Source organism: Pseudomonas sp. PS02303, from assembly GCF_029959925.1.
Taxonomy (GTDB): domain Bacteria; phylum Pseudomonadota; class Gammaproteobacteria; order Pseudomonadales; family Pseudomonadaceae; genus Aquipseudomonas; species Aquipseudomonas mandelii.
Genome location: NZ_JASCOM010000207.1, coordinates 1 through 10,458, shown reverse-complemented (window position 1 = coordinate 10,458; position 10,458 = coordinate 1). Strand labels below are relative to the sequence as shown.

The window sequence follows — 10,458 nt, the reverse complement described above, 5'->3', positions numbered from 1 at the left end:
GGCAAGCCTCGCTCCTACGGGTTTGTGCCGTTCGCCGAGAATGTGAACGACGCTAGATCTGTAGGAGCGAGGCTTGCCCGCGAAGGCAGCGACTCGGTTTCGGATCAGCCTTCGACGGCAGGAATATGCCCAAACATCTCCTGAACAAACTCGACCCGCTCCTGAACCGACTCAACAACCCCGCGCGCTTTCAGCTCTTCCAGCCGCGCTTCAACCGCATGAGTGCGCAGCGTCAGGCCGCAATCGTTGGCAATCTGGATGTTTAGCCCGGGCCGGGCATTGAGCTCAAGAATCAGCGGGCCTTTTTCCTGGTCGAGCACCATGTCGACACCGATGTAGCCCAGCCCGCACAGCTCATAACAGCCGGCAGCGAGTTTCATGAAACCGTCCCAGTAGGGCAGTTGCACGCCGTCCACCGCGTTGGTGGTGTCCGGATGTTTGGTGATGATGTTGTTCAGCCAGGTGCCGCGCAGCGTTTGCCCGGTTGCGAGGTCGACGCCGACGCCGATGGCGCCCTGGTGCAGGTTGGCCTTGCCGCCGGACTGGCGCGTCGGCAGGCGCAACATCGCCATCACCGGATAGCCCATCAACACGATGATGCGAATGTCCGGGACGCCTTCGTAGCTGATGCTTTTGAAGATCTGGTCCGGGATCACGCGGTATTCGATCAGTGCGCGGTCACGGTGACCGCCCAGGGAATACAGGCCGGTGAGGATGCTGGAGACATGGTGCTCGATCTCCTCATGACTGATGATCTTGCCGGACACCGTGCGATAGCGGCCCTCGAAACGGTCGGCAACCACAATGATGCCGTCGCCGCCCGCGCCCTGGGCCGGTTTGATCACGAAGTCGGTGCGCCCGCCGATGATCTTGTCGAGGTTATCGATTTCCTTCTCGGTGGAGATCACGCCGTACAGTTCCGGCACATGAATGCCGGCGGCGATCGCGCGTTCCTTGGTGATGATCTTGTCATCGACAATCGGGTACAGGCTGCGCTTGTTGTACTTGAGCACGTAGTCCGCGTTACGCCGATTGATCCCCATGATGCCCCGGGCTTCCAGGGCCTTCCAGGTCTTCCAGAAGCCGAACATCAAGAGTCAGCCTTCTTGAGGAAAGCCTTGAAGCGCACCAGTTCGGTCAGGCGGTAACCGCGATAACGCCCCATCGCCAGCATGAAACCCACCAGGATCAGCAGGATCGCCGGGAAGGTGAACACGAAGTACACCAGCTCCGGCACGCTCATGATCAGGTGCGCCAGGGAGGCGGCAAACAGCGTACCGATCGCCACTTTCATCGCATGCCCGGAACCGCGTTCTTCCCAGGTAATCGACAGGCGTTCGATGGTCATGGTCAGAATCACCATCGGGAACAGCGCCACCGACAGCCCGCGTTCCAGGCCGAGTTTATGGCTGAACAGGCTGATTGCCGCGATCAGCACCACCACGAAGGTCAGCACCACCGACAGCCTCGGCAGCATCTGCAACTTCAAGTGTTCAAGGTAGGAGCGCAGTGACAGCCCGAGCGCCGTGATGACCGTAAACAGAACGATGCCGAAGCCAAGCTGGGTTTCGCGGAAGGCGAGGGCGATCAGCACCGGGGTAAAGGTGCCGAGGGTCTGCAGGCCGATCAGGTTACGCAGGATCAGGATCACCAGCACGCCGATCGGGATCATCACCATGATCATGAAGGTCTGCTGGGTTTGCAGGGGCAAACCGTACAGCGAGTATTCGAGGAAGTTGGCGTCGGTGTTTTCGTCGGTCAGCTTGGCCAGTCGAATCGCGTTCATTTCGCTGTTGTTCAGGCTGAACGTCACGTTGGCTTTCTTGCCGCCATCGACGGTGATCAGGTTTTCGTCGCCGGTCCACCACAGCAGGCGGTCGGACGGCAGGCCTTGTTCGCCGGTTTCCGGGTTGAAGTACAGCCAGTCGGTGCCGTTGAAGCTGCGCAGCCAGAGTTCCGGCGTTTGCGGCTGATCGGCCACCAGACGGATGGTGTGGACCTTTTCCACCGGCACGTGGGCGATGGACAGGACCAGCTCGACGATTTTCGCCTTGTGCCCGGGGGAAGGATCGCCGCCCAGCAACAGCTTCACGTTGTCATCGTTGAGATTGTTGACACGCTTGATGGCTTCGCCGATGAAGGTTTCGACGTCAGCCGAGTGTTGGCGGATCGGCGCGAGCAGGGCTTCGGCGGCGATTTTTTCCGCACCTTCGACGGCGATGCTGTCGCGGAAGGTCGGGCCCTTGACCTTGGATTTTTCGCCGGTGTAGCGCTTGGTCAGCACCAGGCGGTAATAAAGGGTCTGGTTGCCCTTGGCCCGGCGCGCCGACCAGGTCACCTTGCGGTTGCCGTCGACACGGTTTACGGCCACGCCGTAGTTATTGGAAATGAAACTCTCGTTGAGGCTGACGTAGTCGCGGCTCAGCGGCGGCACGAACATCTGGATCTTGACCGGGTCTTTGGCACTGGCGACGAACTCGACCTTGGCGTCGATGTTCCACAAGTCGTCGGTGGCGTCCTCGGTCACGGGAATGCCGAGCACGAAAATCTGATAGGCCGTAACTGAAATGCCCAGCACCACCAGGATGGCGATCAGCAGTTTCAGATGGAGGGTAAGAGCGCGCATTGGAATTACTCTGCGGTATGTGCGTCGGTGGCGCAGGCGGGTTTGCCAGCAGCGTATTTAAGACTGGGGTCGACCAGCGCGTCGAAGCGTTTCAGCGCTTCGGAGCCGATCAAGAGCGGGTATTGGAAGGCGCTACGGTCGGTTAGGTTCACTTCGATACTGCGTAAAGCCGAACCCATGCAGATATCCAGCTCGATCACCGGACGGGCGGTGTACTTCTTGCCCTCTTCCGGGTCGTAGTCGCCGGCACGACGCTTGATCTTGCTGACGCGGGCCAGTGGCCGTTCGATGGGGTGCGAATGCGCTGCGTCGATGGCCAGATAGAAGCGCACCCAGGACTCGCCATTGCGTTTGAAACGTTTGATGTCGCGGGCACTCAGGGACGCTGTTTTCGCCCCGGTGTCGAGTTTGGCGGCGACTTCCAGGTTGATGCCGTCCAGGGAAGCATACTCGTTGAGGCCGTACACGGTCTTTTCCCCCGCCACGGCGAAACCGGGCAGGCAAAGAAGATAAAGGAATGTCGGGAGGGGCTTGAGTCTCATAAATCCTGGTGCGCAGCGGTCCGTACTTCAATTCAAGGCCCTGGCATCGCTGCGCAAGCTCCCTCGTATGCCTATCAACTATTTATGACAAGCCGTGCAGATGTCACAGACAAATGCGGGCGGCATTCTAGCACGGTGGGTTTATGGCGCCAGCGCTGGCGGGGGGCTATAAACAGAAGGGCTGCCTTGTTGTGGTGCAGTCGGTTATTAGACGATTGTCGACAATACCTATTTATCCTTTGACTGTTGCGGCTGTTTTCGCTAGTTTTTGCGGCATTGGCTTTCAAGGTGTCGACAATATGCTGGATCAACTCGATCCCCCGGTGGTTACGCAAGACGAGTCGGAGACGCTTTCCGAAAACGTCTTCCGCCGCATTCAGGCGGCCATCGTCAAAGGCGAGATCGCCCCGGGCAGCAAGATCTCCGAGCCGGAGCTGGCGCGCACCTACGGCATCAGCCGCGGGCCGTTGCGCGAGGCGATCCATCGACTGGAAGGCCAGCGCCTGCTGGTCCGCGTACCGCACGTCGGGGCGCGGGTGGTTTCGCTGAGCCATGCCGAGCTGCTGGAGCTCTACGAGATTCGCGAATCCCTCGAAGGCATGGCCTGTCGGCTGGCGGCCGAACGCATGACCGTCGAAGAAATCGACGAACTGCGCCGGGTCCTCGAAACCCACGAGCGCGATGAGGCGTTTCAGGCCGGCGTTGGCTATTACCAGCAGGAAGGCGACTTCGATTTCCACTACCGGATCATCCAGGGCAGCGGCAACCGCACCCTGACGCAGATGCTGTGCGGCGAGCTCTACCAGCTGGTGCGCATGTACCGCATCCAGTTTTCCACCACGCCCAATCGCCCGCACCAGGCCTTTGCCGAGCACCACCGAATTCTCGACGCCATCGCCGACCGTGACGGTGAGCTCGCCGAGTTGTTGATGCGCCGTCACATCGGCGCCTCCAAACGCAATATCGCCCGTCACTACCAGGACGGCGCTAACCAGACAGCCACTGAACGAGGTGAGTCATGAGTTCCAACAAGAGCACTCCAGGCCAGCGTTTCCGCGATGCGGTCGCCAGCGAACATCCGCTGCAAGTGGTCGGCGCGATCAACGCCAACCACGCGCTGCTGGCCAAGCGCGCCGGTTTCAAGGCCATTTACCTGTCGGGTGGCGGGGTGGCTGCCGGCTCCCTCGGCGTGCCGGACCTGGGCATCACCGGCCTGGATGACGTGCTGACCGACGTGCGTCGCATTACCGACGTGTGCGACCTGCCGCTGCTGGTGGACGTGGACACCGGTTTCGGTTCCTCGGCGTTCAACGTCGCGCGCACCGTCAAGTCGATGATCAAGTTCGGCGCGGCGGCGATCCATATTGAAGACCAGGTCGGCGCCAAGCGCTGCGGTCACCGTCCAAATAAAGAGATCGTGTCGCTGCAGGAAATGGTCGACCGGATCAAGGCCGCCGTCGATGCGCGCACCGATGACAGCTTCGTGATCATGGCTCGCACCGACGCCCTGGCAGTGGAAGGTCTGGAATCCGCGCTGGATCGCGCCGCCGCCTGCATCGAAGCCGGCGCCGACATGATCTTCCCGGAAGCTATCACCGAACTGGGCATGTACAAGCTGTTCGCCAATCGCGTGAAAGCGCCGATCCTGGCTAACATCACCGAATTCGGCGCGACGCCGCTGTACACCACCGAGCAACTCGCCGCTGCCGATGTGTCGCTGGTGCTGTACCCGCTGTCCGCTTTCCGCGCGATGAACAAGGCGGCGGAAAACGTCTACACCGCAATCCGTCGCGACGGCACGCAACAGAACGTGATCGACACCATGCAGACCCGCTTGGAGCTTTACGATCGCATCGACTACCACACCTTCGAGCAGAAGCTTGATGCGTTGTTTGCCGCGAAGAAGTAACGAAAGCCCTGTAGGAGCGAAGCTTGCTCTGGGCGGCGATCCGACGAAGACGCACTGACATTCAACATTAATGTCGTCTGATACAGCGCTTTCGCGAGCAAGCATCGCTCCTACAAGTTTCCCTGACAAATTCAAGAAAAACTGGAGACAGCAATGGCCGAAGCAAAAGTACTCAGTGGCGCCGGGCTCCGTGGCCAGGTTGCCGGGCAAACCGCTCTGTCCACCGTGGGCCAATCGGGCGCAGGCCTGACCTATCGCGGCTACGACGTTCGCGAACTGGCGGCCGACGCGCAATTCGAAGAAGTGGCTTATCTGCTGCTTTACGGTGAATTGCCGACCAAGGCACAACTCGCCGCTTACATCAGCAAACTGGGCAAGCTGCGCGACCTGCCGCAAGCGCTCAAAGAAGTGCTGGAACGCATTCCTGCCGACGCCCACCCGATGGACGTGATGCGCACCGGTTGCTCGTTCCTGGGCAACATCGAGCCGGAGAAAGACTTCTCCGAGCAACACGACGTGACCGACCGCCTGCTCGCCGCGTTCCCGGCGATCATGTGCTACTGGTATCGCTTCAGCCATGACGGCAAGCGCATCAGCTGCGTGAGCGACGAACAATCCATCGGCGGCCACTTCCTGCACTTGCTGCACGGCAAGAAACCGAGCGATTTGCACGTCAAAGTGATGAACGTTTCGCTGATCCTCTACGCGGAACACGAGTTCAACGCCTCGACCTTCACCGCACGGGTGTGCGCCTCGACGCTGTCGGACATGTATTCCTGCGTCACCGCGGCCATCGGTTCGTTGCGCGGCCCTCTGCACGGCGGCGCCAACGAAGCGGCGATGGAAATGATCGAGCGCTTCTCGTCGCCTGAAGAGGCCGTCGAGGGCACCCTCGGCATGCTGGCGCGCAAGGACAAGATCATGGGCTTCGGCCACGCGATCTATAAAGACAACGATCCGCGTAACGAAGTGATCAAGGGCTGGTCGAAAAAACTCGCTGAAGAAGTGGGCGACACCGTGCTGTTCCCGGTTTCCGAAGCCATCGACGCGACCATGTGGGAACAGAAGAAACTGTTCCCGAACGCCGACTTCTACCATGCGTCGACGTACCACTTCATGGGCATTCCGACCAAGTTGTTCACACCGATCTTCGTCTGCTCGCGCCTGACCGGCTGGGCGGCGCACGTGTTCGAACAGCGTGCCAACAACCGCATCATCCGCCCGAGCGCCGAGTATGTCGGCGTCGAACAGCGCAAGTTCGTGCCAATCGAACAACGCTGAATGGTGAAGGCCTGCACCGGGATCTGAACTCTACGCAGATCCCTGTAGGAGCGAGCCTGCTCGCGATGACGGACTGACATTCAAAATGGATGTCGACTGATTGACCGCTATCGCGAGCAGGCTCACTCCTACAGTGGATTGTGTGCATTTCAGGTGCTGTGCCAGGCCCCACCTTTTGAAACTACCGTGACCGAGTCCTGACGATGAACACTGAATTCCGTAAACCGCTGCCCGGCAGCCATCTGGATTACTTCGACGTCCGCGCGGCTGTCGAGGCTATCCAGCCTGGCGCCTACGACACTCTGCCGTACACCTCTCGCGTGCTGGCGGAAAACCTGGTACGTCGCTGCGACCCGGCCACGCTCACCGAATCCCTGAAGCAATTCATCGAGCGCAAACGCGACCTCGACTTCCCGTGGTTCCCGGCTCGCGTGGTGTGCCACGACATCCTCGGCCAGACCGCGCTGGTCGACCTCGCCGGCCTGCGTGACGCCATCGCCCTGCAAGGTGGTGACCCGGCGCAAGTGAACCCGGTGGTGCCGACGCAGTTGATCGTCGACCACTCCCTGGCCGTCGAGCGCGGAGGCTTCGACCCGGAGGCGTTCGAGAAGAATCGCGCCATCGAAGACCGTCGCAACGAAGACCGTTTCCACTTCATCAACTGGACCAAAAAGGCCTTCAAGAACGTTGATGTGATTCCACCGGGCAACGGCATCATGCACCAGATCAACCTGGAGAAAATGTCTCCGGTGATCCAGGTGCGTGACGGCGTGGCGTTCCCCGACACTTGCGTCGGCACCGACAGCCACACCCCGCACGTCGATGCACTGGGCGTGATCGCCATTGGTGTCGGTGGTCTGGAAGCCGAGAGCGTGATGCTCGGCCGTGCGTCGTGGATGCGTCTGCCGGAAAGCGTCGGCGTTGAACTGACCGGCAAGCTGCAACCGGGCATCACTGCCACTGACATGGTGCTGGCGTTGACCGAGTTCCTGCGCAAGCAAAAAGTGGTCGGCGCATGGCTGGAATTCTTCGGTGAAGGCGCCGCCGCGCTGACCCTCGGCGACCGCGCAACCATCTCCAACATGGCCCCGGAATACGGCGCCACGGCGGCGATGTTCTACATCGACCAGCAAACCATCGACTACCTCAAACTCACCGGCCGTGAAGACGAGCAGGTGCAGTTGGTCGAGAACTACGCCAAGCAAACCGGCCTGTGGGCTGACAGCCTGAAAGGCGCGCAATACGAGCGCGGCCTGACGTTCGACTTGTCCACCGTCGTGCGTAACATGGCCGGCCCGAGCAACCCGCACGCCCGCGTCGCCACCTCGGATCTCGCCGCCCAAGGCATCTCCGGTCAGTGGGACGACGTTCCTGGCCAGATGCCGGATGGCGCGGTGATCATCGCCGCCATCACCAGCTGCACCAACACCAGTAACCCGCGCAACGTGATTGCCGCCGGCCTGCTGGCGCGCAACGCCAACAAGCTCGGCCTGACCCGCAAGCCGTGGGTCAAATCGTCCCTGGCGCCGGGTTCGAAAACCGTGGCGCTGTACCTGGACGAAGCCGGCCTGACGACTGAGCTGGAGCAACTTGGTTTCGGCGTCGTGGCGTTCGCTTGCACCACGTGTAACGGCATGTCCGGTGCGCTGGATCCGGTGATCCAGCAAGAGATCATCGACCGCGACCTGTACGCCACCGCCGTGCTCTCCGGTAACCGCAACTTCGACGGCCGGATTCACCCGTACGCCAAGAACGCGTTCCTTGCTTCGCCGCCGTTGGTGGTCGCTTACGCCATCGCCGGCACCATCCGTTTCGACATCGAAAAAGATGTGCTGGGCCTGGACGCCGAAGGCAAGGAAATCCGCCTGAAAGACATCTGGCCGAGCGACGAAGAAATCGACGCCGTGGTCAAGGCGTCGGTCAAGCCGGAGCAGTTCCGTCAGGTCTACATCCCGATGTTCGCCATCCATGAAGACACCGGCCCGAAAGTCACGCCGCTGTACGACTGGCGCGAGATGAGCACTTACATCCGTCGTCCGCCGTACTGGGAAGGCGCGTTGGCCGGCGCACGTCCGCTCAAGGGCATGCGCCCATTGGCGGTGCTGCCGGACAACATCACCACCGATCACCTGTCGCCGTCGAACGCGATCATGCTGGACAGCGCGGCGGGTGAATACCTGGCGAAAATGGGCTTGCCGGAAGAGGACTTCAACTCTTACGCGACTCACCGTGGCGACCACCTGACCGCGCAACGCGCCACCTTCGCCAACCCGAAACTGTTCAATGAAATGGTTCAGGAAAACGGCAAGGTCAAGCAGGGTTCTCTCGCTCGCGTCGAGCCGGAAGGCAAAGTGATGCGCATGTGGGAAGCCATCGAAACCTACATGGAGCGCAAGCAGCCGCTGATCATCATTGCCGGCGCCGATTACGGTCAGGGTTCGTCCCGCGACTGGGCGGCCAAGGGCGTGCGTCTGGCGGGTGTCGAGGCGATTGCCGCTGAAGGTTTCGAGCGCATCCACCGCACCAACCTGGTGGGCATGGGCGTGTTGCCGCTGGAGTTCAAACCGGGCACCGACCGTCATACCCTGGCCATCGACGGTAGCGAAACCTACGACGTGATCGGTGAGCGCACGCCGCGTGCCGAACTGACGCTGGTGATCAACCGCAAGAACGGCGAACGCGTCGAAGTGCCAGTCACCTGCCGCCTCGACACCGCTGAAGAAGTGTCGATCTACGAGGCCGGCGGCGTGTTGCAGCGTTTCGCTCAGGACTTCCTCGAAGAATCGGCGGTTGCCGTTTAACACGATGAGTTCGGGCGGGACCCTGCGGTCCCGCTCGATCCTAAAAGGACCATCATGGCTCACGCACCTCAGATCAAAATCCCCGCCACCTACATGCGCGGCGGCACCAGCAAAGGCGTGTTTTTCAGCCTCAAAGACCTGCCCGAAGCGGCACAGATTCCCGGCCCGGCGCGCGATGCCTTGTTGCTGCGCGTGATCGGCAGCCCCGACCCTTACGACAAGCAAATCGACGGTATGGGCGGCGCAACGTCCAGCACCAGCAAAACCGTGATCCTGTCGAAAAGCACCAAGGCTGATCACGACGTCGATTACCTGTTCGGTCAGGTCTCGATCGACAAGCCTTTCGTCGACTGGAGCGGTAATTGCGGCAACCTGTCGGCAGCGGTCGGTTCGTTCGCCATCAGCAATGGTTTGGTGGACGCCAGCCGCATTCCGCAGAACGGCATCGCCGTGGTGCGCGTATGGCAGGCCAACATCGGCAAGACCATCATCGCCCACGTGCCGATTACTAACGGTGAAGTGCAGGAAACCGGCGATTTCGAACTCGACGGAGTGACCTTTCCCGCCGCTGAAGTGCAGGTCGAATTCATGGACCCTGCCGCGGAAGAAGAGGGTGGCGGCGGTTCGATGTTCCCCACCGGCAATCTGGTGGATGACCTGGAAGTGCCCGGCGTCGGGACCTTCAAGGCAACCATGATCAATGCCGGCATCCCGACGATTTTCGTCAATGCCGAAGACATTGGCTACACCGGTACCGAGTTGCAGGGGGCGATCAATGGCGATCCGAAAGCGCTGCTGATGTTCGAGACGATCCGTGCTTATGGCGCATTGCGCATGGGCTTGATCAAGGACCTGGACGAAGCGGCCAAGCGTCAGCACACACCTAAGGTGGCCTTTGTGGCAAAGCCGGCGGACTACGTGTCGTCCAGCGGCAAAGCCATTGCGGCAGGGGATGTCGACCTGCTGGTACGTGCGTTGTCGATGGGTAAATTGCACCACGCGATGATGGGCACGGCGGCCGTTGCCATCGGCACGGCAGCGGCGATTACCGGCACCTTGGTCAACCTCGCGGCGGGTGGAATCGAACGCAATGCCGTGCGCTTCGGGCATCCGTCCGGCACCTTGCGGGTGGGCGCTGAAGCTAGCCTGGTGAACGGTGAATGGAAAGTGAACAAGGCCATCATGAGCCGCAGTGCGCGGGTGTTGATGGAAGGTTACGTCCGCGTGCCGGGTGATTCCTTCTAACAACACCTAACGCCTGTAGGAGCCAGGCTTGCCGGCGAAGGCGCCCTCAAGATC

General features: G+C 60.9%; 8 protein-coding genes. 5 read left to right on the top strand and 3 right to left on the bottom strand.

Annotated features, from left to right (window positions below):
* Positions 1–104: 104 nt before the first annotated feature.
* From QMX98_RS27490 to QMX98_RS27480, 3 genes are read right to left on the bottom strand one after another with little or no spacing between them, the layout of a single operon-like run.
* Complete coding sequence (locus tag QMX98_RS27490; protein WP_010456557.1) at positions 105–1,091, bottom strand: alpha-L-glutamate ligase-like protein; 987 nt, start codon at positions 1,089–1,091, stop codon at positions 105–107.
* A complete protein-coding gene (locus QMX98_RS27485; RefSeq protein ID WP_077748188.1) occupies positions 1,091–2,626 on the bottom strand; it encodes an inactive transglutaminase family protein in 1,536 nt (511 codons plus the stop codon). Before QMX98_RS27485 ends, QMX98_RS27490 begins: the two co-directional genes overlap by 1 nt.
* Positions 2,627–2,631: 5 nt before the next feature.
* On the bottom strand, positions 2,632–3,168 hold the full coding sequence (locus QMX98_RS27480; protein ID WP_010456553.1) for an ATP-dependent zinc protease: 537 nt from the start codon (positions 3,166–3,168) through the stop codon (positions 2,632–2,634).
* Positions 3,169–3,470: 302 nt separating this feature from the next.
* Between QMX98_RS27480 and QMX98_RS27475 the strand changes: the two genes are divergently transcribed.
* The 5 genes from QMX98_RS27475 (at position 3,471) to prpF (ending at position 10,404) form a co-directional block, all read left to right on the top strand.
* The gene (locus QMX98_RS27475; protein WP_169857072.1) at positions 3,471–4,190 is read left to right on the top strand and encodes a GntR family transcriptional regulator; all 720 of its coding nucleotides are present in this window, start codon (positions 3,471–3,473) and stop codon (positions 4,188–4,190) included.
* Positions 4,187–5,077 (top strand): methylisocitrate lyase, encoded by an 891-nt coding sequence (gene prpB, locus QMX98_RS27470; protein ID WP_282411665.1) that lies wholly within the window; start codon positions 4,187–4,189, stop codon positions 5,075–5,077. The genes QMX98_RS27475 and prpB overlap by 4 nt, the downstream gene beginning before the upstream one ends.
* Before the next feature lie 153 nt (positions 5,078–5,230).
* The gene (gene prpC, locus QMX98_RS27465) at positions 5,231–6,358 is read left to right on the top strand and encodes a 2-methylcitrate synthase (protein ID WP_077748190.1); all 1,128 of its coding nucleotides are present in this window, start codon (positions 5,231–5,233) and stop codon (positions 6,356–6,358) included.
* Positions 6,359–6,561: 203 nt separating this feature from the next.
* A complete protein-coding gene (gene acnD, locus QMX98_RS27460; protein ID WP_010456544.1) occupies positions 6,562–9,159 on the top strand; it encodes a Fe/S-dependent 2-methylisocitrate dehydratase AcnD in 2,598 nt (865 codons plus the stop codon).
* A 54-nt stretch (positions 9,160–9,213) separates the two neighbouring features.
* Complete coding sequence (gene prpF / locus QMX98_RS27455; RefSeq protein WP_010456542.1) at positions 9,214–10,404, top strand: 2-methylaconitate cis-trans isomerase PrpF; 1,191 nt, start codon at positions 9,214–9,216, stop codon at positions 10,402–10,404.
* Positions 10,405–10,458 lie beyond the last annotated feature (54 nt).

Bases quoted from the DNA above. Each gene is read 5' to 3' on its own strand.
- QMX98_RS27490 (WP_010456557.1), bottom strand. From the start codon at position 1,091: ATGTTCGGCTTCTGGAAGACCTGGAAGGCCCTGGAAGCCCGGGGCATC.
- QMX98_RS27485 (WP_077748188.1), bottom strand. From the start codon at position 2,626: ATGCGCGCTCTTACCCTCCATCTGAAACTGCTGATCGCCATCCTGGTG.
- QMX98_RS27480 (WP_010456553.1), bottom strand. From the start codon at position 3,168: ATGAGACTCAAGCCCCTCCCGACATTCCTTTATCTTCTTTGCCTGCCC.
- prpB (WP_282411665.1), top strand. From the start codon at position 4,187: ATGAGTTCCAACAAGAGCACTCCAGGCCAGCGTTTCCGCGATGCGGTC.
- prpC (WP_077748190.1), top strand. From the start codon at position 5,231: ATGGCCGAAGCAAAAGTACTCAGTGGCGCCGGGCTCCGTGGCCAGGTT.
- acnD (WP_010456544.1), top strand. From the start codon at position 6,562: ATGAACACTGAATTCCGTAAACCGCTGCCCGGCAGCCATCTGGATTAC.
- prpF (WP_010456542.1), top strand. From the start codon at position 9,214: ATGGCTCACGCACCTCAGATCAAAATCCCCGCCACCTACATGCGCGGC.